Genomic DNA, 22,952 nt, shown 5'->3' on the forward strand with positions numbered 1-22,952 from the left:
GCACGCCGCCAGCGTTCATCCTGAGCCAGGATCAAACTCTCCGTTGAAGTAAAACAAAACCAAACAGACACAACCACACCCACCGGAAATAACGGTAGAACGCGGCTGCACAAAATTCGAAACCAGCTGAAAACCAGACCACCACACACGGGGGTGCGCAACGATCCGGCCATAATTTCAACCAATTGATAAAACAATCGGTATCAACAAACTTGGCACACTATTGAGTTCTCAAACAACAGACACACCCGGCACCACCAAACCCCCCACAAGGGGCCAGGATCGCTCCGGAGCAACTTTTCAAACTTACCCGAACCAGCCGCACAAAGCAAACCAAACCCCGGGCCTCCCCCACCAACCTGAAGCACACAAAAGCACTACCGGAACCGGTGAATTGAAAGGGAGTCGATCGCTATCTTTCCGCATCAGCGGCGGCGACTCGAATAACTTTACACGCGCCCAACCCCCACACCAAATCCACCCCAACACCACCCAAAACCCCCGCAAACACAAGGAAAACAACCCAAAAATCGCTCCAACCACCTCAAACCCGCACCTGTGAAGCGCGTCACGCAGAAAAACCCGAGGGAAGCGAGAGAGCGATCAACCCAAACCCGAGGGAAGTGAGAGAACGTCGAAAGGAGGCAGCGGCCAACACCCAACCGCCGCCGTCGAGCCTCAACCGACTCGACCAACACATACCCCTAAAGCAACAACGCTCCCCCACCAAAAGTGAGGAAGCGTTGAGGCCAAACCCGAGGGAAGTGAGAGAGCGTCGAAAGGGGGCGGGCTCAGTGGCCCCCGTGGCCTCCGGCGCCTTCGGTCTTGCGCATCATGGCGCCAAGCACCACAGCGGCCACGGCGATAACGGTCGCGGCGAGGAACGCTGTCTGCATACCGGCTACCTCGCCCGAAGACGCAGAAACCACAGCATAGATGGACACGAGCAACGCCGTCCCGGCTGCACCGGCGACCTGCTGTGCGGTGCTGATGATCGCCGAACCGTGGGAGTAGAGGTGCGGGGGCAGCGGATTGAGGCCAGTGGTGAATGCCGGCGTGAACAGCAGGGCCAGCCCAAGGCTCAGGGTGACGTGCAGGGCAATAACCCAGCCGAGGGCACTTCCCTCATCCAGACGCGAGAACTGCCACAGGGTCAGGACCATAAGTACTGAGCCCGTTACGGTCAGCGGCAGGGGACCCACTTTGTCGAAGATCCGCCCGATGACCGGCCCCAGCAAGCCCATGGCCAGACCACCCGGCAGCAGAGCCAGTCCGGTTTCCAAGGGCTGAAGGTGGAGGGTGTTCTGGAGGTACAGCGGCAAAAGGATCACGCCGCCGAACAGGGCCATCATGGCAACGACCATGAGCAGCGTGGAAACCGTGAACATGCGGAACTTGAAGGCACGGAGATCCAGCAGCGGGGAGTCGGACTTCTGGAGCTTGAGCTGCCGGAAGACAAACAGCGCCAAGCAGAGGACGCCGACTACCAGTGCAATGACGGGTACAACGCCGGCGTCGGCGCCACCGATCTGGCTCAGGCCGTAAACCAGGCCACCAAAGGCGGGCACGGTAAGGATCACCGAAGGAACGTCCAAAGTGGTCTTCTCGCGCTCCCCCACGTTGGTGAGGTACTTGGCGCCGATGGCGAAGGCCGCTAGTGCAACCGGCAGCACGAACACGAACATGAAGCGCCAGGAGAAGTGGTCCAGGATGATGCCGGAAACGGTGGGTCCCATGGCCGGCGCAACTGAGATGGCGATGCTGACGTTGCCCATGACGGCACCGCGCTTGGACATGGGCACCAGAGTGAGAATAGTGGTCATCAGCAGGGGCAGCATGATGGCAGTACCACCTGCTTGGACGATGCGGGCAAGCAGCAACACCAGGAATCCGGGCGCCAATGCGGCCAGCAACGTTCCACCGCTGAAGAGTCCCATGGCAAGCATGAATGCCCCGCGTGTGCTCATCCGCTGCAGGATGAAGCCGGTGGTAGGGATGACGACAGCCATGGTCAGCATGAACCCAGTGGCCAGCCACTGCACGGTGGACGCGCTCACCTGCAGGTCCGTCATGAGGCGCTGGAGGGCGACGTTCATGATGGTCTCGTTGAGGATCACCACGAAGGTTGCCACCAGCAACGTGACAATGACGGTCACGGATTCGCGTGACATCTTCCCGGACACGGGGGCCTGCGAGACTGGTGCCTTTGACACCGGAGTCAGCGGGGCTGATGCCTCTGCAGAGATGACAGTGCCGGAAGCGCCCGATTCGGACTTGCCGTTGGCGTCGGACGTGACGTCGGTAGACATGAGGATTCCCCAAGGATTGGATTTGGTGTCCGGCGATCTGTGCCGGTGAAGACTAAAACAGTCTAAACGCCTATCCAATTCCCGTCAGCAGAAAAATTCCAAACGTTAGGAGAACAACGGAGCGTTGTCGATAAGCCGCACGGGTCCCACCTTGGCGGCGATGATCGCCAAACCCTCACCGCGGAAGGGAGTCTCCTTGCAGTTCTCCGCGAGCGGTTCCAGCGTGACGGGATCGACGACGTCGAAATAGTCCAGTTCCACCAGCGGCTGGGACGCCACAAGCTCGACGGCGGAATCGAGGTCCAGCGGTTCATGTGCGTTCGCGCGGGACTCAATAAGGCGTAAAGCCCGCGATAACACCAAGGCGGCGTCGCGTTCTTCCTCGGAAAGGAATCGATTGCGACTGGACAACGCCAAGCCGTCCTCGCTACGAACGATCGGCACAGGAACAATCTCGACAGGGAAGTTCAGGTCCGAGACCATTCGCTTCACCAACGCCAACTGCTGCGCGTCCTTCTGCCCGAAGTAGGCCCGGTAGGCCGCCGTCGTCCCGTCCGCGGCAGCACCTCCGGGTAGTCCGTAGTGCAGCAGCTTGGCCACCACGGTGAGGGCGCCGTCGAAGTGCCCGGGACGCGAGGCGCCTTCCCACTTGTCGCCGAGCGGGCCTGACGTCACCCGAACCAGAGGCTGTCCTCCCGGATATACCTCCTCCACGGACGGCGCGAAAACCAGGTCCACACCCTCAGCTTCAAGCAGTGCCATATCGGCGTCAAGAGTGCGCGGGTAGCGGTCCAAGTCCACGGCATCGCCGAATTGCAGCGGATTCACGAAGATGGTGGCCACCACCACGTCATTCTCTGCCACGGCTGTACGGGCCAAAGCGGCGTGACCCGAGTGCAATGCGCCCATGGTGGGCACGAGCCCCTGCGAACTTCCATCTTTGGAGGCCAGGAGTTTGGCGCTCTCGGCCCGCAGTTCCGTCGCGGTGGTCACGAGTTTGATGGCCATGCTGTTCAGTTTCCTTCCGGCGCCTTGGGTTCCGCGCCCAAAGCCTCGTCAATTTCGTCCAGTTGCTCGGGTCGCAGCATTCCGCGGTTCCCTGCCCTGCGCGCAGTGGCCCGCGCCATGGCCTGGTACGCCGCAAGAACATCGCCGCCTGCACCGCCGTCGTACTCTTTCAAGGCCTGGGCGTGCGCGGAAACGGTGCCCACATCCCCGCGCGCTACTGGACCGGTCAGAGCAGATTCACCGGACGCGAGTGCGTTCTCCAGCGTCGCACGCAACAGCGGACCCAACATGGACTCAGGCGTTTCGACGCCGATCTCCCGCAGCATCTGCGACGCCTGCGCCACCAGCGTGACCATGTGGTTCGAGCTGTGCGCAAGTGATGCGTGATAGAGGGTGCGGTCTGCCTCGGCAATCACTACCGGTTCTGCACCCATCTCCACCACAAGTGCCTGGGCAATTGGAAGCATCGCAGCATCGGAAGTGACCCCGAAAGTGCAGTCCATGAGCCGGGTCAGGTCCAGGCTCATGCCCGTGAAGGTCATGGCGGGATGAAGTGCCAGCGGTATCGCGCCGACCGCGCGGACCGGGTTGAGGATGCCGACGCCGAACCGGCCTGAGGTATGCGCCACCAGTTGACCGGGCTGCCAGGCTCCGAGCTTGGCCAGCCCCGCGACCAACTCGCCGAGGGCGTCGTCAGGGACGGCTAGCAAAACGAGCTCGGACCGCTCCACGATGTCCTGAATCTCAAGGATCGGGACGCCGGGAAGAAGGTTCTCAGCCCGCTCGCGGCTCGCCTCGGACACAGCAGAAACCCCGACGACGGCGTGCTCGGCTGCGCGCAAAGCGGCACCCAACACGGCGCCCACCTTGCCGGCACCGATGATTCCGACGCCGAGTCGTCCTGGCCTAGACATCGTGGCGGTCCTCCTGTTGTGAAGTCTGGGGCTGAGCCGGAAATACCGGCTGAGCCGGTGGTTCCGGCTGAGCCGGTGGTTCCGGCTGACCGGATTGGTCCTGCATGGCGGCTGCGACCTCCGGGGCCTGCGGAGCCACCTGCGCGAGCCACTGTTCACTGGTTTGCCTCTTCCGTGCTTCCCGGGCACGGGCGGCCTGCTGATCGAAGAGCTCCACGGCCTGCTCTACTCCGGCTTGGAACACCCGGGGTGAGACGGGACCTGCCGTGGTGTGGAGGACAAGATCGGCTACTCGGAAGCGCCTCGCCCAAGGACCCTGGTGCAGTGCCATGGATTGCGTCCGCTGGTGCGGAACCACGACCAGCGTGTGCCACCAGCGGCCGGATCGGATCAGCAGGGCAGTTTCGGTGGCAAAGAATCCATTGCGACGCCAGCCCAACGGGGCCAACAAACGGGCGCGGCGGGGAGTGGTGATGAAGCCGTCCCCATGCGCCGGGCCAGCTCCCACAGGCCCAAGTCCATCCAGCCCCGCAGTGAATACCCGTTCCGGATTCTCTGCTCCAGGATCAGGCAGCACCAACGACATCATCCGCAGGACATCAGACTTCATGCCAACAGGTAGCAACATGGTGCGGGCAGCACCCTCGGTACTGCCCGAGACCCCGTAACCCGCGACATTTACGTGCATCCGATACCAGCCGAAGATCCTCCACAGGGGTGGCTGCGTCACCATGAGCGCTTGGATGCGTCCGGGAGGCAAGGTCTGCGCCTGGGTATCCAGGAGGCCGTATCGAAGGCGGATACCGTCCGGCGAGATTGCAGCAGTGAAGTTGTAGCCCTTATTGAAGGAGTTCCAGTACGCGGCGCCGATTCCCAGAATGGCGGGGATGAGCGCTAAGAATAGTGTCTGGTTCTGCGTGAAAACGGAGACGACAACAACTACGGCGGCGCCGGCCAGGATTCCGATGGTCTGCTCGCTCAGCAGCAAGGAACCGATGAGCCGGGACGGCGGCACGGACAACACAACATGCTCAGGAGCTTCCGGAATTTCCTCTGCGGTCTCTGGCCCAATGACCACGCCCGCCGCCCGGGCAAGGATGGTGGCACGCAGCTGCTTGGCTTGGTCAAGCGGGAGGTAAGCGAGCCGCACTGCCGACTCACCGGCGTCGGCCACCTCGAACTTGAGCTCAGCGAGCCCGAAGATCCGCGCCAAAAGCGGCTGCACAATGTCGATTGCCTGGACACGATCCAAACGGGCCTGCCGTTGCTGCTTGAAGAGGAAGCCAGTATTGACGCGAACGTACCCCTCGGCCACCTGATAGCGCGTGAAGTACCAGCTGAGAATAAAACCGCCGACCGTCAACAGCAGCACCACAGCGCCGCCGGCAAGGAGCCACGGCACCCGGCCGCTGAGGTTCGGGTCAAGGAAATCCCGGCCCTGCAGCATCCGCTCGAAAGCGTCCCGGCCAAAGAAGAACCCGACGGCGGCCAACGCCACCCAGCCGCGAACAAAAGGTGACGCGGGGTGGACCCGGTTCCAGCCGCCGTCGACCGCTGTTTCCGGCTTGCCCGGGAGGCTCTCAGTTGCGCTATTCTCCAGGCTCACAGCCCGGCCAACCTGGCTTCTCCGCGAGCCGAAAGCTGCTCGCGCAAGCGTGCCCCCTCTGCTGAGGGAAGGCCAGGCAGTTGCGCGTTTGTTCCCGCTGACGCGGTGTGAAGTTTGAGCGTGCACAGTCCCAAGCTGCGTTCAACGGGACCAACAGCAACGTCCACGTATTGCATCCGGCCATAAGGGACCACCATGGTCCGCTGGAAAAAAATGCCGCGGCGGATGAGGAGGTCATCGTCGCGCTCGGCATAGCCGATCGCACGAACCTGCCGTGGAATCAGCACGAGCCGCCACAACGCCAACACCAGCATCACCGCGGGAACCGTGATGGCCAGCCACAACGGCGGCCACCGCCACCAGCCGAGCAGCACGAAGATGAGAGGCAAACTGAGGACCGCGAGCATCAATACGTTGCCGATAGCCCACTCCACCAAGCGAACCGTGACGTACTTCGGGGATACCCTCAGCCACTGGACGCCGGGAGGATCAATCGCCTCGGTATGCATACTCGCCTTCACCTTTTGTTTCGCCTCGACGGGTTTCCGGTCCGGCGGTACCACCTTCCAGGTCCTCAGGCGGGATCCGGCAGAACCGCTCCACCACGAGTCCAACCACCACCATCACCACACCGCCTCCGCCCATCAGCAGGGCATTCCACAGAATCCCCTCGCCGCCGCGCAAACCACCGATACGGAGAAGATCCACCGCGATTCCGGCGTGCCAGCCAAGGAGCAACGTCCCGGCATAGGCGCAGGCTTGGGCAAGAATCAGCGTCCGTGCCGCGAGGATCGGGTTGAGCAGGTTCTTCTTCTTGCCGTTGCGCCAACGCAGCACCCGGATGCCCATGATGAGCGTCAGGACCGCGATGACAGCCATGGTGATGAGTGCGGAGACCGGCAGTACCGGTGTTGGCATGCTGAAACGGTTGGTAGTGACCGTAGCCAACCATCCAATGACGGCAGCGATGACGGCGATGAGCACCAGAACTACGGGGCGCATTGCTTTCATGGCTGTTCCACTGCTCCTGTCGCCGGCACGCCGGCCACGTCACCGAAGCCGTCGAACCGCCTGATGTCCGGCATGTCAGCGGCGACGGCGGCCAGTTCAGCCACGCTTTCGCCGTTCAGCGTGGCGTGCGGCTCCAGTAAGGACCACGGGTAAAGCACGAAAGCGCGCTCAGCTGCCCGCGGATGCGGAATAGTCAGAACGGGATCGTCGCTAAGGACGTCACCGAACACGATGATGTCCACGTCCAGCGTTCTAGGGCCCCAGCGCACCTCTCGGGTGCGGTGATGCTTCTGTTCCACCGCGTGGCAGTGCTTCAGGAGCTCCAGAGGGGTCAACGTGGTCTCTACGGCCATGACCATGTTGAGGAAGTCCGGTTGGCCCTCGGGACCGCCCACGGCTTTGGTCTGCACCACCGGCGATACACCCAGGAGGCGCACCTCCGGCGGGTCCACCAGGTCCGCGACGGCGGTGGAGAGGGTGTCGTTCCGCTCCCCCAGATTACTGCCAAGAGCCAGAATGACCTTGGTATAGCCGGACGTCATGATCGCTCCCGGTGGACGCTGACAGTGACGTCGCCAAACGGCACCTCGATGGGCGCCTTGGGCTTGTGGACGGTGACATCGACGGCGGCCACGTTGTAGTTCTCGAGGATGCCCTCGGCAATCCTGACGGCGAGGCCCTCAATGAGGTTCAAGGGCTCGCCTTCGATGTGCTTGGTGATCAGTTCGGCCACTTCACCGTAGTGGGCCGTGTGCTGGAGATCGTCCGTCTCAGCCGCCTTGGTGAAGTCTGCGTACAGCACGGCGTCAACAACGAAAGGCTGGCCGTCACGGCGCTCGAAATCGAACACTCCGTGATAACCGACGGCGGTAACGCCGGTCAGCGTGATCCTGTCCACAGCGGTATCCAATCAGCGGGAGATGCGGGCGGCGACCTTGACGGCGTCAAGGCTGGGGCCGACGTCGTGAACGCGGACAGCCCAGGCGCCCTTAGTGGCGCTCAAAGCGGTGATGGCAGCAGTGGCTGCGTCACGTTCCAGCGGCGCAGCGGACTTACCGGCCACTGTCAGGAGCGAACCGAGGAACCGTTTGCGGGAAGCGGCAACCATCACCTTGTGGCCCAGCGTGAAGAGTTGGTCCAGGTTCTTAAGGATCTCCCAGTTCTGGTCCTCTTTCTTGGAAAAACCGATACCGGGATCGACAATGATCTGCTCCGGCGCAACACCAGCTGCATAGAGCTTGTCGCGGACGCCGCTGAGCTCGGCCACCACGTCCTCCGTGACGTTGTTGTAATCCGTGAGGCTGTCCATGGTCAGGGCGTCGCCCCGGCGGTGCGTCAGGATATACGGAACCTTGGTCCGGGCAACGAGCTCGGGCATGTCCGGTTCAATCGTCAGGCCGGAGACATCGTTGATGATGGCCGCACCCGCCTCAATGGCAGCGGCGGCGGTGGACGTATGCATCGTGTCGATACTGACCAGCGCACCGGCCTTCACCAGTGCCTGGATCACCGGAATGACGCGTCGTTGTTCCTCTTCGGAGGAAACCGGTTCGGCGCCCGAACGGGTGGATTCGCCACCGACGTCGATGATGTCTGCACCCGCGTAAAACATGCGCAGGCCGAGTGCGATGGCGGTGTCCGGTGTCCGGTGGGTGCCGCCGTCACTGAACGAATCCGGGGTGACATTGAGGATTCCCATGACGAGCGTGCGGTCCGTTGGCAGGTCCTCGAACCTGGCAGCGGGTCGCGGTTTGCGAAGAATCGGCAGCGGGCTTGTGGCCGGGCCGGTTCCAGGTGCTGCAGCGAGGGAGTCCATAGTGCTTACCTTCCGAGTATGAGGCTCATGGCCTCGGCGCGGGTGGCCGGGTCATGGAGTTGACCGCGCACCGCACTGGTGACGGTCTTTGCGCCGGGCTTGCGAATGCCGCGCATGGACATGCACATGTGTTCACATTCGACGACCACAATCGCACCGCGGGGGTTGAGGTGCTTCACAAGTGCCTCAACAATCTGCGTGGTGAGGCGTTCTTGCACCTGCGGCCGGCGCGCATAGATATCGACCAGCCGCGCCAACTTGCTTAGTCCGGTCACTTTTCCGTCATGTGACGGAATGTAACCAACATGCGCGACGCCGTGGAACGGCACCAAGTGATGCTCGCACGTCGAGTAGAAAGGGATGTCCTTCACGAGGACAAGCTCTTCATGGTCGAGGTCGAACGTGGTGGACAGGACATCCGCAGGGTGCTGGTGCAGCCCTGCAAAGACCTCGGCGTAAGCCTTGGCCACGCGCTTTGGCGTGTCCAGGAGGCCTCCGCGCTCAGGGTCTTCACCTATCGCCAGGAGGATCTCGCGGACAGCCGCTTCAATGCGCGGGCGGTCCACTTTGTGGCCGTGCTTGGAGCCCGCGGCGGAACCGTGGGCGGCGGCGAGGTCGTCGTCGTCGTCGAAATGAGTCACAGCAGAAAGCTTAGCCGTGATGCGGGTGGTCGTTGCCGCCGTCGGGTTGCGGGGCTTGGAATGACTCCTGGCTGCTGACTCCTTGGGCGTGGGGTGCTACTACGTCCAAAGGCTCGTCCAATCGGGCCTTCTTGGCCTCTTCCTGGGCTTCGCGTTCCGCCTTTTCGGCGCGGGATTCCACGGGCGGGATGGACTGGACGGGACGGGATTCCTTGGACAACCAGATCTCGCGGAAATCGCGCTTCCGGATGTCATGGAAAATCTCGGCGATCTCCGTCTGGTTCAGTGTTTCCCGCTCCAGAAGTTCCAGCGCCAAGCGGTCCAAAACGTCCCGGTTTTCCGTGAGGATGGCGTAAGCCTCATCGTGGGCCTGGTCGATCAGACGGCGTACTTCCTCGTCCACAACGTAGGCGATCTGGTCGGAGAAGTTGCGCTCCTGAGCGGCGTCGCGGCCGAGGAACGGCTCGCCACCGCCCTGGCCCAGCTTCACGGCACCAACACGTTCGCTCATGCCGTACTGGGTAACCATCTTCCGGGCCGTGGAAGTGGCCTTTTCGATGTCGTTGGAAGCACCCGTGGAGGGATCGTGGAACACGATTTCCTCAGCAACACGCCCGCCCATGGCGTAGGCCATCTGGTCGAGCAGTTCGTTGCGGGTGACCGAGTACTTGTCGTCTTCCGGAATCACCATGGTGTAACCGAGCGCACGACCGCGGGGAAGGATGGTGATCTTGGTGACAGGGGCGGAGTTTCTAAGGGCCGCAGCAACCAACGCGTGGCCACCCTCGTGGTAGGCGGTGATCTTGCGCTCGAGTTCCTTCATGACGCGGCTACGCTTCTGCGGGCCTGCCATGACGCGGTCGATTGCCTCGTCCAGTGCGCGGTCATCAATGAGATTGGCGTTTGAACGTGCGGTCAGCAGGGCAGCTTCGTTCAAAACGTTCGCCAAGTCCGCACCCGTGTAGCCGGGAGTCTTCTTGGCAACACCCCTGAGGTCGATGCCCGGGGCCATCGGCTTACCCTTGGCGTGGACGTTAAGGATCTGTTCACGGCCGATCATGTCCGGGGCTTCCACAGTGATCTGCCGGTCGAAACGGCCCGGGCGCAGCAGCGCGGGGTCCAGGACGTCAGGGCGGTTGGTGGCCGCGATAAGGATGACGTTGGTCTTGACGTCGAAGCCGTCCATCTCGACGAGGAGCTGGTTCAGGGTCTGCTCGCGCTCGTCATTTCCGCCGCCGATGCCGGCACCGCGGTGACGTCCAACGGCGTCGATTTCGTCGACGAAGATGATGGCCGGGGAGCTTGCTTTAGCCTGTTCGAAAAGGTCGCGAACACGGGAAGCACCAACGCCGACGAACATTTCAACAAAGTCCGAGCCGGAGATGGAGAAGAAGGGAACGCCGGCCTCGCCGGCGACAGCGCGGGCCAGCAGCGTCTTACCGGTACCTGGAGGGCCGTAGAGCAGCACGCCCTTGGGAATCTTGGCACCAACGGCCTGGAACTTGGCCGGCTCCTGGAGGAATTCCTTGATTTCCTGGAGCTCTTCCACGGCTTCGTCAGCACCGGCTACGTCGGAGAACGTCACCTGCGGCATGTCCTTGTTGACCAGCTTGGCCTTGGACTTGCCGAACTGCATCACCTTGGAGCCGCCACCCTGCATACGGGAAAGCAGGAACCAGAACAGGACACCGAGCAGTAGTACAGGGATAAGCAGGGAGAACAGGCCGGAGAACCAGTTGTTCTCCACCGGCTGGTCAGTGAAGCCCTTATCCGGGTTGGCGTTGGTGACAGCCTTCACCACATCCGGACCGCGATCCGTGACGTAGAAGAACTGAACGTTCTTGCCTTTGTCCTGGCCGTCCAGGTTCAGGTTGTCCTTGAGCACCAGGTCAACGCGGTTCTCGGCGTCGAAAATCTTGGCCTGCTCAACCTTCCCGCTTTGGGAAAGGAGTTCGAGGCCGTCTTTGGTGTCAATGCGCGTGGAACCACCCGGAGCCAGTGTTGCGAATGCCACCAGGAGCAAGCCAACGACGACAACAATCCAGATGCCCGGGCCCTTGAAGAAACTCTTAGCTTTCATCTGATCGGGGTTTTGCCCCGTCCCTCCTGGTAGTGCTGCAAGGCGCAACTTCTGCGCGCGAGTGGTGCTGCTTCAGTTTCAAGCTATACACCGTTCCCAGTAATTCACGCATCGGAAAGTCCAAAAGTTCCCTCTGGGCGTACACAGGATACTCGCGTTGTGCGTGCTGGAACAGGGTTTTGTGCCGCGTTGCGGGCTGGCTGCGTTGTCCACTGGCTGGACGGCGCACCCCTTCACGCCATCCGCACCCGTAACCACTGGTGCGGATGGCGGCAAAAGGTGCGGGCATGGCCGCTACCCGGCGTGAGCGGCGGGAAAGGGTGCGGGCATGCACCGCACCTAGGCCACAGCTGCGCTGATTGGACTCAGCGCAGTGGTTTGTTACCTGGTGCCATGTTGTTTTCCACATAGCTCAGACTGGAGCTTTCGGCTTCGCCCGGGACCGGGGAGCGTAGACTCATGGCCTCTCAAGAACTGATACTCGCCTCCGACGCGACACGGATTGGACAGGATGCGCGCCAGCTCGCCAAGCAGGCCAAACGCGGCGAATTGGTCAGAGTCCGACGGGGCACTTACGCCCGCCATGCTTATTGGGCGGAGCTGAACGAGCGCCAACGGCACGGACTCCAAGCAGCTGCCTTGGTCAATACCACCAGAACCCCTCCCATCTTTAATTTGCAGACGGCGGCACTCCTCTGGGGGCTCGGCGTCGTGGGCGTGCCGAAGCATCTGTGCACTGTGACTGCGGACCCAACCGGTGGTCGATCGAAACATGGAATCCGGAGAAGTTTCGGCGTCCGTGACAACGGGGTAGCCCAACTCGGCGAATTCCGGGTCACGGACAAAATTCGCACGACAATAGAGCTGGCCGCTTCCCTGAACTTTGCTGAGGCGTTAGCCATTGTGGACTCCAGCCGGAGGAACCAGAAGTGGGGCGACGCTCTTCAAGTCGACAATTGGAACAAGGACAAGCCATGGGGTCCTCCGTCGGGCGTGGACGAGCTGATTGGAGCTGTCTCCGCCCTCACCAGTCAGTCAAGAAAACGACGTGCGGGCATGGTAATCGAATTGTCCACAGACGAGTCCGAATCGGTGGGGGAATCCATGAGTCGCGCGCAAATGATTCTGCTCAACTTCCCAGTCCCCAGCCTTCAAGGTTCTTTTACCTTGAAGACCGGACATACGGCCCGAACAGATTTTTGGTGGCCCGAACTCGATCTGGTGGGGGAATTCGATGGCTATGGGAAGTACCTGAGGAAAGAATTGCGGGGAAAGCAGACCATCCAGCAGACAGTCATGGCCGAGAAAGCCCGGGAGAACGGATTGCGGGCACTGGGCCTCAGCGTTGTTCGCTGGGACTGGTCCGACATGATGAATCCAAAAACATTCGCACAAATTTTGAACGATGGAGGACTGCGGTCCCTGCGTGGGGCCTGATGTGCTTGGACCGGTCAGGCCGCAGCGACTGGGAGGACCAGAAGGTAACCCGTGGGCAGGTCAGTGCTCCAGCGACGCGGCTCCCGGATCACGAACTGTGTGGACAGCTGCTCTGGGGAGAGCAGGCTGTTGGGCTCTGGGGACGGACCCCATTGTCCGCTGCCGTAGGGGTAGAGCGGATCCAAGACGTTTACCCCGGTGACTTGAAACTCCGGGAACTGCGCGGGATCACCCATCGACTCAAAACCACTCATCACCCAGGCATGACGACCACTCCACATGACCAACCCCACCGGTCGGCCAGTCTCAGCGATGGCGCGGGCCGCCGTCTGCAACGTGTCCTCATAGGTGGCGATGCTGACCACCGTATATGGCCCCATTCCAACTTCGGTCAGCACCTGTGCCCAACCCCGCGGGTTGGCACCGTTGAAGGAGTTGGATGACCGCGCACGGGCCATCTCCCACAGTTCGCTTTGCTGCGCGGAGGATGCCCACGAACCGCCACCGGTATCGTCGATGAGATTGTGCGCCATCTGAATGCTCGCAGCAACACACCAGTCGAAGGTGTACTGCGGAACGAAGTCCCCCTCTTGGTAGAGGTTAAGGGCGAAAGCCTGGGGCACGGCAGGTGGTGCTGGCGGCGGTGGCGGTGCCGGCGGTGGCGGAACCGCGGACTGCGTGGCAGTCGTTGATGGGTTGGTGGCGACGTCACCCGGGGTGGACGCGGAAGAGGTCGCGATGGGATGGCCGGCATCGGTCTCAGTGAGATCGACGGCGGGAGTACAGGCCGTGAGGAGCGTCGCCATGACGGCGAACCACGCCAAAGGACGGGCAGAAGCACCGGTCATGGTTTAGTTTAGCGCGAGGGCTTAGCGCACGGGCAGGTTCAGCCGTTCAGGTAACCGCTCCCGCCGGGCGCACGCCGCAAGTACCAACGCTGCACCCACTCCCGCCGGGCGCACCCCTTAAGTACCAACGCCGCACCCACTCCCGCCAAGCGCACCAGAGGTTACGGGTGCAAACAGCGGAAAAGGGCGCGGCGACGAGGTAGGCCTAAGGAGCGGGGGTTACTCGTAAACGTGCGGGGCCAGGGTGCCCACGAAGTCCAGGTTGCGGTACTTCTCGGCGTAGTCGAGACCGTAACCGACCACGAATTCATTGGGGATGTCGTACCCGACGTACTTGACGTCGATTTCCACCTTGGCGGCGGTCGGCTTGCGGAAAGCCGTGCAGATTTCGACGCTGGCCGTGCCGCGGGATTCAAGGTTGGACTTGAGCCAGGACAAGGTGAGGCCGGAGTCGATGATGTCCTCGACGATCAGGACGTCCTTGCCCATGAGGTCGGTATCGAGGTCCTTGAGGATCCGGACAACACCGGAGGACTGGGTGCCCGAGCCGTATGACGAGACAGCCATCCAGTCCATGCTGACGTGGCTGTGCAGCGCACGGGCGAGGTCTGCCATGACCATGACCGCGCCCTTGAGGACACCGACGATGAGGATGTCGCGGCCTTCGTAATCCTTGTCGATCTGCGCCGCGAGTTCCGCGATACGCGTTTGGATCTGCTCTTTGGTGTAAAGAACGTGCTTGAGATCTGCCTGGACGTCGTTTGAATCCACCAATGGCTCCTGTTTTGATGCTCGGGTGCGGCTACTGTTGGGACGGTTTCTGATGCCGGAATACTAGCTTCCCACAGCGCGCGGCTTCACGGGGACCGCCCTTGGCTGGATCACCGGTCGCATCTGCAGTTGAAGCACCTGATGAAACAGACCGTTCCTGCTCCAAATCGCTGAGGGACAAACGGTACACATTCACGTGGCCGGGAAGCTCAACGGGCCCTGCTGAACCTTGCCGGCGAAGCAGCGCTTCTGCAGCTTGGAGGCGCCCGTAGCCGGGTTGTTGACCCCCGACGTCGGCCGCCGCCTTCGCGATGACACGGAACCTGAGCGCTGCGGGCAGTTCACGAACGGCGTCCTCGGGAAGCCAGGCATCTCTGCCCTCCCGCTGGACGAGTGAGAGATAGGTCTCGTTGGCAAGATCTTCAAGGAAATCGGCATCTTGCTGCAGGATAGCGGCGGTCCGAGCCAGGGACTCGGCCACGCCCGGACCCAGCTTCTCTTCCAACACGGGCATCACTTCAACACGCGTCCGGGACCTCGCAAACGCGGGATCGGAGTTGCTGGGATCATGCCAGGGAGACAACTCTTCCACCCGGCAGATTTCCAGCGTCTCCTCCCGGCGAAGGCCAAGGAACGGCCGGATCAGGCGTCCGCGAGCGGGCCTCATGCCAGCTAGGGAACGCGTTCCGGAACCGCGGGCCAAACCAAGGAGTACTTGTTCGGCTTGGTCGTCCAGGGTGTGGCCGAGCAGGATCGCGTCACAACCCAGGTGATCGGCGGCGGATTCCAAGGCCGCATGACGGGCATCCCTTGCTGCGGCCTCGGGACCGAAACCAGTGGCAGCAACTTCTACAGTGCGCACTTCCACCGGTGATAGTCCCAGTTCACGCAACACGGCAGCAGTCCGGGAAGCGACTTCCCCGGAACCCGGCTGTAGTTGATGATCCACCACCACGCCTGCGACAGACACTGCGTGTCCATCCACATGGCCTCGTCTGGCGAAGTAGGCCGCGATGGCTGCCAAAGCCAGGGAATCCGGGCCTCCGCTGCAGGCTACAAGCACATGTGACGGGTAGCCCGCCGAAGCCAAGGCGTTCTGCAACTGCTTCCGGGCCTTGCCGACGACAGGCGCCAGGCGCCCGGGCCACCGTCGACCCTTACCTGAGGAATGAACGGCGGAACCGGCAGGTACGCTCAAAGCCCCATCCGCTCAAGCCAAAGCTTGGAGTTGTGAATCTCTTCCTCGGTGGGCAGGTAGTCGGCGGATTCCCACACCCGATTGAAGCCCTCCATGCCGGCCACGGCAACAACTTCGCGGACGAACTTGGCGCCATCGGTGTACTGGCGCATCTTGGCGTCCAGGCCGAGAAGGTTTCGAATGAACTTCTCCACCACGCCGCGGTCCTTGCCACGTTCGTTGAAGCGCTGGCGGATGGTCTTCACGGAGGGAACGATGCTCGAATCCACGGCATCCATCACCACGTTGGCGTGCCCCTCAAGGAGGCTCATGACAGCCGTTATGTGGGAAAGGGAAGCCTTTTCCTCCGGGTTCTGGAGAAGGTCCAGGATGGCGCCGCGGCCGGGCGTTTTCTCGGAGGGATTACGGTCGCGCAAGGACTTGGCCACAGCGCTGGCGCGTTCAACCAGAGTGTCCATATTGCCCAGGAGATTGCCGCTGAGCTTCTCGATTTCATCCAGCATGTGGTGACGGAGCCACGGTGCGGCGGCGAACTGGACGCGGTGGGTTTGTTCATGCAGGCAAACCCACAGACGAAAGTCGTCCGGGTGAACGTTGAGTTCGCGCTCCACGGAGATGATGTTCGGCGCCACCAGCAGGAGTCGGCCGCCCGGGGGAACGTTGGACTCCGGGGCCAGCGCCGCAAAAGGGTCGTACTGGCCGAGGACTTTACTGGACAGGAACGCGAGCACAGCACCAAGTTGGGTGCCTGTGATGGCACCGCTGGTAGCGGCGGCCGCCGGCGTCATCGCGACTCCGCTGCGGCTCTCCAGCATCTTCTTCAAAGCTGGTTGGAGCATCACCGAGAAGCTCTGGGTATTGGCCTTGGACCACGAGGCCCGATCCACCACCAGAACGTGCGAATCCCGCAGGTCCCTCGCGGCATCCAAACCGGTGATGTCGTGCACGTGCGGCACGGAGATGTCCGCGTTGAAGCGCAGATTGTCCACGGCTTTGCCGATCTCCCCGGCGCTAAGCTCCGGACCGGGAGGGGCAAGCCGGGCAGCCGTAGAGGCGGCCAGGTCCCAATTGATCAGGGACGGGGCCCCTGCTGACGATTCTCGGGCAGATGACACCATACGGTCCATCACACCACACGAGGCTGACAGTGTGCCTTAAGTTCGCTCCGCGCGGAGGACTAGCCCCGGCACCCGCACGAGGCCAACACTGAAGCCGAACGGTCCATGGCCACCTTGTTACCCGCGGCTCCCGGGTCCAGGCCGTTACCGATAAAGGAGAACACCAAAAGCCGGCCATCGGCGTCCACCACGTAGCCGCTCAACGCGATCACGGTATTCAAGGTTCCGGTCTTGGCGCGCACCAGTCCGGCGCCCTCGGACGTACTTGCCTCGCCGTACCTGTCATTCAGGGTCCCGGTAAGTCCGGCCACGGGGAAACCGTCCAGCGCGGTCCGCAGGGCCAGCTCCGGCCCGCTGGTGATAGCCCGGACAACCTCGGCAAATTGCCGGGCAGTGACTTGGTTCTCCAAGGCAAGGCCCGAGACGTCGGCCAATTGCATCGAATCCGTGGCGATCCCCAACTCCCCCAGCCTTTGCCGCACGGCCGCAGTAGCGCCGTCGTACGTCCCCTCCAGACCAGACGCCAAGGCGGTCATCCGGCCCAGCGCTTCTGCGAGGAAGTTGTCCGAGGATTCGAGCATGAGGTCCACTTGCTCGCTCACGGTGGCGGACTCAGCAGCTGCCAACTCTTTGGCGGGAAGACCCTTACCGCGTTCGACGCCGGGACTCACCCTTACGCCCGCCGCCGCCAACTGCTCGGCAAACGCCTGGGCGGTGGTGACGGCGGAATCCTGGGGTCTGGGACCGGTCAGGACGTCCGGGGCGTAACGACCGGAGTTCAACGCCAAGGAGAACAACGGCGCGGTTTCCCCGGCGGCGACATCATCCAAACTCCATGCGGGGTTAAGGGGCGCGCCACTGAAAAGTGAGTCGTCAACTTGCACGGCAATTGGCCCCTTCACCCCAGCCGACGCTAAAGCGGCAGCCGTGTCCGCAGCCAGGGACGCTAGTCCGGCCCGGCCAAGTACAGCAGTGGGCTCGGAAGCGGAGGTGCCCAGCAGAACGTCCCCTCCCCCGGTCAACACCACTGTGGAGGGGTTGTCAGTTGCGAGCACGCGGGTTGTGAACCTGGAGTCGGGACCTAGGGCTTTCAAGGCCGCAATCGCGGTCAACAGCTTCATGTTCGAGGCCGGGATGCGGTTGGCGTTGGCCTCGCGGTCAAAAAGCACCTGGCCAGTGGCGGCGTCCATCACCACGCCGCTGATGCTGCCTGCACCGTCCGGCTTAAGGGTAGTGTCCAGGAGCTTCGCGACCTCGCCCGCAACCGGGATAGGCGCTGAGGCATCCAACGGCAGCACACCGTGGGCACCCGAAAGGCGGTCCGGCACCTGCTGCCAGGAAGGAATGGAGGGCGGCGGCTTGGGGAAACTGAGCAGGTTCGGAAACATCCCCACAGCCACCACGGCGCCAAGGCACAGTAAAACGGTGGTCAGCAGCACCGGCCATGTAAAGCGCCCCCACGCCGCAGGCACCCGCTTGCGGGCACCCCCGTTTTTAACGCCCATCATGGAAGTTGCTTGGTCCTGTCAGTCCTGAAATGTCCCCGCCGGTTCAAGAAACCCGGGCCTCTCGCTATATCCTCAATAGTAGTCGGCGGCGCTGGCTGCGCTTTTGCCTGCCGCGCCCCACCCACACCCGTCAAGGAGCATTCCATGAAGCACGACGTGACCATCGAGATCCCCAAGGGATCGCGCGTCAAGTACGAAGTTGACCACGAAACCGGCCGTGTCCGCCTGGACCGCGTCCTGTTCACCTCCATGCAGTACCCCACGCACTACGGTTTTTTCGAGAACACCCTGGGCGAAGACGGCGACCCGCTGGACGCATTGGTGCTCCTGCAGGACTTCGATCTGCACCCGGGCGTCATCGTTGAATCCCGCCCCATCGGCGTCTTCAACATGACCGACGACGGCGGCGGAGATGCCAAGGTCCTCTGCGTCCCCGTTGACGCGCGTTTCGACCACATCCAGGAAGTCAGCGACGTCAGCGAATTCCTGGTCAAGGAAATCGAGCACTTCTTCACGCGCTACAAGGACCTGGAGCCCGGCAAGTGGGTCAAGGCTGAAGGCTGGGGCGACCGCGCCGCCGCCGAAGCCGAGCTGGAAGCTTCCATCAAGCGCTTCTCGGCCGAAGGCCACTGATTTTCAAAGCTCTAAACGCTTGACGCCCGACGGCGGCTGGTGCGGTTCTCCCGGGACCCACCTGCCGCCGTCGTTCTTTAACGGTTTATGCACATGGGCATGTCTCCCCATCGCGGCAGCTTGCGGGTCCGCCTAGGCTGGGACCAGACTTTTCGATGCATGTTCACAGGGGGTTCCATATGGCTGGGTTCTACGGCGCGGACATCGCGCAGCTTCGCAGTCTGGCGGGCGTGATGGGCAAAGCCGCCGACGCCATCAGCCTGCAAAGCACGCAGCTGTCCAACGCAATCAACTCCACCACCGCGTGGCAAGGCCGGGACGCCACGGTATTCAAGGGCGACTGGAACAGCCAGCACCGGCAGAGCCTTGTGAAGGCCGCCAATATGCTGCGCGAAAATGCGAGCCAGCTGAAAAAACACGCCAACCAGCAGGAGTTCGCCAGCCACAATGATGGCTCAGGCACCTCGGTTGGTGTCCTCAAGGACCTTTACGACACCGCCATGGGCGTCAAGGGTTTGGCTGCTCCGCTGTGGACGGCATACAAGTATCTCAAGCTCGGCAACGCAGAATGGGTGAAGACCCGCGAGGTTCTGACCAATTGGCGTGCCGGTGGCACTGTGGTCCGGGACGCCATGACCGCGCTGCGTAACGGTGAGAAAGTCACTGATGTCCTCACCGACCTCAAAGCCAACATCCCCTACAGCCAGGCCTTCCAAGAGGCCAGCAAGTTCTCAAAGGGCCTCCGCATTGCCGGAGCCCTGGCGGCGCCGCTCAATATTGTTGGCGGCATCAGCGACATGATCAACCCCGAGCACGACGGCTGGCGCGGTACTGGTGACCGGGTCGCCGGCGGCTTGTCCGTGGTTGGCGGTGTAGGCAGCATCATGCTCATGACAGCCGGCGGCGCAGCCCTGCTGGGGCCGATCGGTGCTCCCATCGTGATCGGCGCCGGCATCGTTGCGGGCGCGTGGGCGTTGGGTAACCTCGTAGCCGACAACTGGGACTCCATCAGCAACTTCGCCCGCAACCCTGGCAGCTACATCGCTGACGGGGCCAAGGAGGTGGCAGGCTTCGCCAAGGACGTAGGCAGTAAGGTGGCAGACGGGGTCAGTGACGCCGCCAAGTCAGTCGGAAGCTTTGTCGGAGGGATATTCGGATGACCACCAGCACCATGAAATGGACCCAGCGGGACATCGAGGCCGCGGCCAGGGTCCTGGCCTCGGCCAGCGCAATCGGCGCGCCCTTGCCCACGCTGACCGATGAAGAAGTTGTGGCCTTGGACGGTGTTCAGCACGAACAGCTGGTTGCCCTGCCGTGGCTTTCTGCCCAGGACGCTAGCAAGGAACTGATGTGCGCTATTGCGTTGCGCGGCCTGCTCGCCAAGGAACTCGTTTACCCGGTGGTCTTCGAGGGTGAAACCGAGCCGTCGCGCTTGCACGCCACCGAAGAAATCACCGGCGCCCTGACCCTGCGCCGCAGCGGCAGCAGCGTAGTTTCAGTGGAACGCACCGTATCCACGGGCAAGCGCTGGCTCTACGGCTACCTTCACGATGAAGGCGTCCTGCTGGAAGAGGTGGACGAAAGTGGGCTTCACGGCTTCACCGTTGTCACCCGCGATCAGCTGGTTCCGCGTCTGGCCGAGTTCGTAGACCCCCAGCAGGCGGCAGTCCGCGACACCGAACCGGCCCTTTACACGGAAGCCCAGTTCGAGGCGCACGCCGCCACGGCTTTGGCAGACACCCAGGCGGCCAGCAACGTGGTGGCCTTCAATTCCAATACCAACGAGTTCCCCACGGTTACCGTGTACACCGGTCCCTCCGGCGTTCACGTGCTGACACCGCGAGTGGAAAGTTCCCCGGAATCCGGCCCGGAGCAGTCGGAATCGGTGTCCTTCGAGCTTCAGGAAACCTCAGCACCATCGTTGGCCCGCGTCCTCGGTGGGCTTGCGGGACTGGCCTGACGTTAAGCACCCAAGCCGCACACCGCCGTCGAGCTGAAAGCCCCTTATGAGCACTTCGAAGTCCACCACCCTCACCGGGCTGCTTGACGCTGTCAACGGCCGCCCCGTTCGCCGCCACCCTGAAACCGGCGCGTACTTCGTCAAGGCCTCCGGAGGCGCCCACTTCTGGGGCCGCGCCCTGGATTCGGTGGTGTTCCTGGTTGGCTACGTGGTTCTGGCCGTGATCGCTGTTGTGGTCCGCGAATCAATGATGAACAGCGGCTCGGCGCTCGGGTACAACGACGGTTTGTGGCTGACGCTGTACGTTGTCCTGTGGTTCGTGGGGCTGTTCGTCTACGGCATGATCTGGGGATCCGTAGGAAGTGTTGGCGACGCCGCAGCCGGCATGCGCTCAGTTCGAATCAAGAACGGCACGACGGCGGGAGCATGGTTGGGCGGTTGGCGCGCCATCTGCTGGTCCTTCTTCCCGTTCTTCGTGGTGATGCTGATTGCCTCCGCAATAAGCGGAGGCGGAGACGACACTTGGGATCCAAAGTTTGCAGCCATTGACCGGCGCTCGGGAATCGCGCAAGGCCAACCGCCCGTCCCGGACCCTAAGGTAGTCGCTGCAGAACAAGCAGCCCAAGCGGAGCGTCGGAACCTGCCCAACCTCTACGGCCAGCGCCCGGATGCGCGGCCGTAGCTGGCTGGTTCGCCGGGAGGAGCGCACGCTCGGGCCTGAGCTCGGACGGCTTCGTTATGTAGCATCCTCACGCAGGATCTTCTGGAAGGCGCTGATCCCCTGTTTGGTTGTGGGTTTCGTTTTCGGGACCATTGCCGAATTCGTCAGCCCCATTCGCTCCACCAGGGAGGCAGGACATTTCAGCGACCCCGCTCTGTTCGTCACCGCAGGCATCCTCACCGGCTTGGTGCTGTGGGGCATGACTCTTATGGGGAGCTTCCGGAAACTGCTGGTTTTCGATCGCGGCATGGTTGCCAAGTACTCCCAGAAACACACCCGCGTAGTGATTCCTTGGAGCGACATCGCGCCTGAGAGCCTCAAAACAGTGACCACGGGTGACGGCAGTGATCCCGACCGGCGATTGACGGCACGCCGGAAAGTTTCGTTGGGTGCCGGTGGGCGAAATGCACTGGTTTTCCAAGCCCGCGAAGCCTTCTGGGTCTTCGCCTCCGACGAGGACCCGCGGCCCTTGGTAATGGCAGTCCAGGAAAGTCTGCGTGACGCAGGAATGGCCGATGCCGTGCGCGCCACATCAGGCGCGTTGCCCGCCGTCGTACTCACCGGACGGACGGCGCTTGACTGAACAGCAGCCAAATTTTGCCCTTGCAGAGCTGCTACCAGCCGGTAGCATGTGATCAACTATGTTCACTCTCACCATCAACCAACGCGATAGCCGCCGTGACGGCGACCTTGTGCCGCAGCTGCTCAAGGACCTGCGGCACATTCCCGCGCGGCTCGACTTTGACCGTTCGGTTGAGGATGAGGTGCAGGGGATCGTCGAATGCAGCCACCAAGCTGTGGAGACGGCCCTGATCGCCCTCCGAACAGGCCAGTGGTACGTGGGAATCGGCGTGGGACCTATCAATGAGCCGTTGCCCAATCTGGTCAAGGATGCCTCGGGGCATGGCCTCGTTTACGCCCGACGGGCTGTCGATCGGCTACGCAGCGGCAAAGAACGTGTCCCCGTAGCTGTAGATGGCCCTATCCCGGCCTTGGCTTCGGAAGCGGAAGCTGTACTGAGGCTCCTCGGGCACATCGTGCTGCACAGGAGTACGGCGGAATGGCGGGTATTGGATCTGCTGACGCCTGGCGTCCGCGGCCAACAAAAAACTGTGGCCCAGGAGCTCGGCATCACTACCCAGGCCGTGAGCAAGGCCTTGGCACGCGCGCAGTGGGCAGAGGAGCACGCCGCCCGTCCAGCCGCCGCCCGCTTGCTGCAGCTCATCCTCGAAGTGCATTGACCCACGCCCCACGCAAAACCCCAGGCGCAGCAAAACCCAACTAAGTAGCAGTTGAGGCCGTTTTGGGCTCCCAAAACGGCCTCTGCTGCTACTTAGTTGGGTAAGCGCGTACTTAGTTTCGGTCAGCGCAGT

General features: G+C 62.4%; 23 protein-coding genes. 7 read left to right on the forward strand and 16 right to left on the reverse strand.

The features are described 5' to 3' along the window. Positions 1-791: 791 nt before the first annotated feature. The 11 genes from ACIQTW_RS15495 to ftsH all read right to left on the reverse strand — a co-directional run bounded on the left by ACIQTW_RS15495 (position 792) and on the right by ftsH (position 11,385). The gene (locus ACIQTW_RS15495) at positions 792-2,309 is read right to left on the reverse strand and encodes a DHA2 family efflux MFS transporter permease subunit (protein WP_402938490.1); all 1,518 of its coding nucleotides are present in this window, start codon (positions 2,307-2,309) and stop codon (positions 792-794) included. Positions 2,310-2,414: 105 nt separating this feature from the next. Next, positions 2,415-3,317, reverse strand: coding sequence for a pantoate--beta-alanine ligase (gene panC / locus ACIQTW_RS15500; RefSeq protein ID WP_402938492.1), 903 nt, complete (start codon positions 3,315-3,317; stop codon positions 2,415-2,417). 5 nt (positions 3,318-3,322) lie between these two features. Next, entirely contained in the window at positions 3,323-4,231 is a 909-nt protein-coding gene (locus ACIQTW_RS15505) for a Rossmann-like and DUF2520 domain-containing protein (RefSeq protein WP_402938493.1), read from the reverse strand. After that, a complete protein-coding gene (locus ACIQTW_RS15510; RefSeq protein WP_402938495.1) occupies positions 4,224-5,837 on the reverse strand; it encodes a PH domain-containing protein in 1,614 nt (537 codons plus the stop codon). Before ACIQTW_RS15510 ends, ACIQTW_RS15505 begins: the two co-directional genes overlap by 8 nt. Continuing rightward, the gene (locus tag ACIQTW_RS15515) at positions 5,834-6,346 is read right to left on the reverse strand and encodes a PH domain-containing protein (protein WP_017198279.1); all 513 of its coding nucleotides are present in this window, start codon (positions 6,344-6,346) and stop codon (positions 5,834-5,836) included. The genes ACIQTW_RS15510 and ACIQTW_RS15515 overlap by 4 nt, the downstream gene beginning before the upstream one ends. Then, positions 6,327-6,848, reverse strand: a complete 522-nt coding sequence (locus ACIQTW_RS15520) for a DUF3180 domain-containing protein (protein WP_402938499.1) — start codon at positions 6,846-6,848, stop codon at positions 6,327-6,329. Before ACIQTW_RS15520 ends, ACIQTW_RS15515 begins: the two co-directional genes overlap by 20 nt. Beyond that, entirely contained in the window at positions 6,845-7,390 is a 546-nt protein-coding gene (gene folK, locus ACIQTW_RS15525; protein ID WP_402938502.1) for a 2-amino-4-hydroxy-6-hydroxymethyldihydropteridine diphosphokinase, read from the reverse strand. Before folK ends, ACIQTW_RS15520 begins: the two co-directional genes overlap by 4 nt. After that, positions 7,387-7,746, reverse strand: coding sequence for a dihydroneopterin aldolase (folB, locus tag ACIQTW_RS15530; protein WP_402938505.1), 360 nt, complete (start codon positions 7,744-7,746; stop codon positions 7,387-7,389). The genes folK and folB overlap by 4 nt, the downstream gene beginning before the upstream one ends. Before the next feature lie 12 nt (positions 7,747-7,758). Beyond that, a complete protein-coding gene (gene folP / locus ACIQTW_RS15535) occupies positions 7,759-8,664 on the reverse strand; it encodes a dihydropteroate synthase (RefSeq protein ID WP_402938508.1) in 906 nt (301 codons plus the stop codon). Positions 8,665-8,669: 5 nt separating this feature from the next. Then, entirely contained in the window at positions 8,670-9,305 is a 636-nt protein-coding gene (gene folE / locus ACIQTW_RS15540; protein ID WP_402938510.1) for a GTP cyclohydrolase I FolE, read from the reverse strand. Between the two features lie 10 nt (positions 9,306-9,315). Then, positions 9,316-11,385: an ATP-dependent zinc metalloprotease FtsH gene (gene ftsH / locus ACIQTW_RS15545; protein ID WP_017198273.1), complete on the reverse strand. Its 2,070-nt coding sequence runs from the start codon at positions 11,383-11,385 to the stop codon at positions 9,316-9,318. 459 nt (positions 11,386-11,844) lie between these two features. On the opposite strand from ftsH, the gene ACIQTW_RS15550 reads away from it, so the two are divergent. Further along, a complete protein-coding gene (locus ACIQTW_RS15550) occupies positions 11,845-12,822 on the forward strand; it encodes a hypothetical protein (protein ID WP_402938513.1) in 978 nt (325 codons plus the stop codon). 14 nt (positions 12,823-12,836) lie between these two features. Here the strand turns inward: ACIQTW_RS15550 and ACIQTW_RS15555 are convergent, their stop codons facing one another. From ACIQTW_RS15555 to dacB, 5 genes are all read right to left on the reverse strand, one after another. Next, on the reverse strand, positions 12,837-13,670 hold the full coding sequence (locus ACIQTW_RS15555; RefSeq protein WP_402938515.1) for a hypothetical protein: 834 nt from the start codon (positions 13,668-13,670) through the stop codon (positions 12,837-12,839). 219 nt (positions 13,671-13,889) lie between these two features. Further along, positions 13,890-14,441: a hypoxanthine phosphoribosyltransferase gene (gene hpt / locus ACIQTW_RS15560; protein ID WP_011772910.1), complete on the reverse strand. Its 552-nt coding sequence runs from the start codon at positions 14,439-14,441 to the stop codon at positions 13,890-13,892. A gap of 31 nt (positions 14,442-14,472) precedes the next feature. Further along, positions 14,473-15,543: a tRNA lysidine(34) synthetase TilS gene (gene tilS, locus ACIQTW_RS15565; RefSeq protein WP_402939265.1), complete on the reverse strand. Its 1,071-nt coding sequence runs from the start codon at positions 15,541-15,543 to the stop codon at positions 14,473-14,475. Positions 15,544-15,635: 92 nt separating this feature from the next. Further along, positions 15,636-16,757, reverse strand: coding sequence for a zinc-dependent metalloprotease (locus ACIQTW_RS15570; protein WP_402939267.1), 1,122 nt, complete (start codon positions 16,755-16,757; stop codon positions 15,636-15,638). Positions 16,758-16,816: 59 nt separating this feature from the next. Continuing rightward, positions 16,817-18,262: a D-alanyl-D-alanine carboxypeptidase/D-alanyl-D-alanine-endopeptidase gene (gene dacB / locus ACIQTW_RS15575; protein WP_402939270.1), complete on the reverse strand. Its 1,446-nt coding sequence runs from the start codon at positions 18,260-18,262 to the stop codon at positions 16,817-16,819. 147 nt (positions 18,263-18,409) lie between these two features. Here dacB and ACIQTW_RS15580 point away from each other — a divergent pair, with 147 nt between their 5' ends. The 6 genes from ACIQTW_RS15580 (at position 18,410) to ACIQTW_RS15605 (ending at position 22,820) form a co-directional block, all read left to right on the forward strand. Then, complete coding sequence (locus ACIQTW_RS15580; protein ID WP_014920365.1) at positions 18,410-18,898, forward strand: inorganic diphosphatase; 489 nt, start codon at positions 18,410-18,412, stop codon at positions 18,896-18,898. 179 nt (positions 18,899-19,077) lie between these two features. Beyond that, positions 19,078-20,058, forward strand: coding sequence for a hypothetical protein (locus ACIQTW_RS15585; protein ID WP_402938518.1), 981 nt, complete (start codon positions 19,078-19,080; stop codon positions 20,056-20,058). After that, positions 20,055-20,858, forward strand: coding sequence for a hypothetical protein (locus ACIQTW_RS15590; protein WP_402938520.1), 804 nt, complete (start codon positions 20,055-20,057; stop codon positions 20,856-20,858). The genes ACIQTW_RS15585 and ACIQTW_RS15590 overlap by 4 nt, the downstream gene beginning before the upstream one ends. A 46-nt stretch (positions 20,859-20,904) precedes the next feature. After that, positions 20,905-21,540: a hypothetical protein gene (locus ACIQTW_RS15595; RefSeq protein WP_402938523.1), complete on the forward strand. Its 636-nt coding sequence runs from the start codon at positions 20,905-20,907 to the stop codon at positions 21,538-21,540. Next, on the forward strand, positions 21,527-22,162 hold the full coding sequence (locus ACIQTW_RS15600; protein ID WP_402938525.1) for a hypothetical protein: 636 nt from the start codon (positions 21,527-21,529) through the stop codon (positions 22,160-22,162). The genes ACIQTW_RS15595 and ACIQTW_RS15600 overlap by 14 nt, the downstream gene beginning before the upstream one ends. Positions 22,163-22,220: 58 nt before the next feature. Then, a complete protein-coding gene (locus ACIQTW_RS15605) occupies positions 22,221-22,820 on the forward strand; it encodes a hypothetical protein (protein WP_402938528.1) in 600 nt (199 codons plus the stop codon). The last annotated feature ends 132 nt before the right edge of the window (positions 22,821-22,952 follow it).

Origin of the sequence: Paenarthrobacter sp. NPDC090517, assembly GCF_044769165.1 — a bacterium.
GTDB lineage: Bacteria > Actinomycetota > Actinomycetes > Actinomycetales > Micrococcaceae > Arthrobacter.

What these genes read in the sequence shown, in the direction of transcription:
- ACIQTW_RS15495 (WP_402938490.1), bottom strand. Translation starts at nt 2,309, where the DNA reads ATGTCTACCGACGTCACGTCCGACGCCAACGGCAAGTCCGAATCGGGC.
- panC (WP_402938492.1), bottom strand. Translation starts at nt 3,317, where the DNA reads ATGGCCATCAAACTCGTGACCACCGCGACGGAACTGCGGGCCGAGAGC.
- ACIQTW_RS15505 (WP_402938493.1), bottom strand. Translation starts at nt 4,231, where the DNA reads ATGTCTAGGCCAGGACGACTCGGCGTCGGAATCATCGGTGCCGGCAAG.
- ACIQTW_RS15515 (WP_017198279.1), bottom strand. Translation starts at nt 6,346, where the DNA reads ATGCATACCGAGGCGATTGATCCTCCCGGCGTCCAGTGGCTGAGGGTA.
- ACIQTW_RS15520 (WP_402938499.1), bottom strand. Translation starts at nt 6,848, where the DNA reads ATGAAAGCAATGCGCCCCGTAGTTCTGGTGCTCATCGCCGTCATCGCT.
- folK (WP_402938502.1), bottom strand. Translation starts at nt 7,390, where the DNA reads ATGACGTCCGGCTATACCAAGGTCATTCTGGCTCTTGGCAGTAATCTG.
- folP (WP_402938508.1), bottom strand. Translation starts at nt 8,664, where the DNA reads ATGGACTCCCTCGCTGCAGCACCTGGAACCGGCCCGGCCACAAGCCCG.
- ftsH (WP_017198273.1), bottom strand. Translation starts at nt 11,385, where the DNA reads ATGAAAGCTAAGAGTTTCTTCAAGGGCCCGGGCATCTGGATTGTTGTC.
- ACIQTW_RS15550 (WP_402938513.1), top strand. Translation starts at nt 11,845, where the DNA reads ATGGCCTCTCAAGAACTGATACTCGCCTCCGACGCGACACGGATTGGA.
- ACIQTW_RS15555 (WP_402938515.1), bottom strand. Translation starts at nt 13,670, where the DNA reads ATGACCGGTGCTTCTGCCCGTCCTTTGGCGTGGTTCGCCGTCATGGCG.
- ACIQTW_RS15570 (WP_402939267.1), bottom strand. Translation starts at nt 16,757, where the DNA reads ATGGTGTCATCTGCCCGAGAATCGTCAGCAGGGGCCCCGTCCCTGATC.
- dacB (WP_402939270.1), bottom strand. Translation starts at nt 18,262, where the DNA reads ATGGGCGTTAAAAACGGGGGTGCCCGCAAGCGGGTGCCTGCGGCGTGG.
- ACIQTW_RS15580 (WP_014920365.1), top strand. Translation starts at nt 18,410, where the DNA reads ATGAAGCACGACGTGACCATCGAGATCCCCAAGGGATCGCGCGTCAAG.
- ACIQTW_RS15585 (WP_402938518.1), top strand. Translation starts at nt 19,078, where the DNA reads ATGGCTGGGTTCTACGGCGCGGACATCGCGCAGCTTCGCAGTCTGGCG.
- ACIQTW_RS15590 (WP_402938520.1), top strand. Translation starts at nt 20,055, where the DNA reads ATGACCACCAGCACCATGAAATGGACCCAGCGGGACATCGAGGCCGCG.
- ACIQTW_RS15595 (WP_402938523.1), top strand. Translation starts at nt 20,905, where the DNA reads ATGAGCACTTCGAAGTCCACCACCCTCACCGGGCTGCTTGACGCTGTC.
- ACIQTW_RS15600 (WP_402938525.1), top strand. Translation starts at nt 21,527, where the DNA reads ATGCGCGGCCGTAGCTGGCTGGTTCGCCGGGAGGAGCGCACGCTCGGG.
- ACIQTW_RS15605 (WP_402938528.1), top strand. Translation starts at nt 22,221, where the DNA reads ATGTTCACTCTCACCATCAACCAACGCGATAGCCGCCGTGACGGCGAC.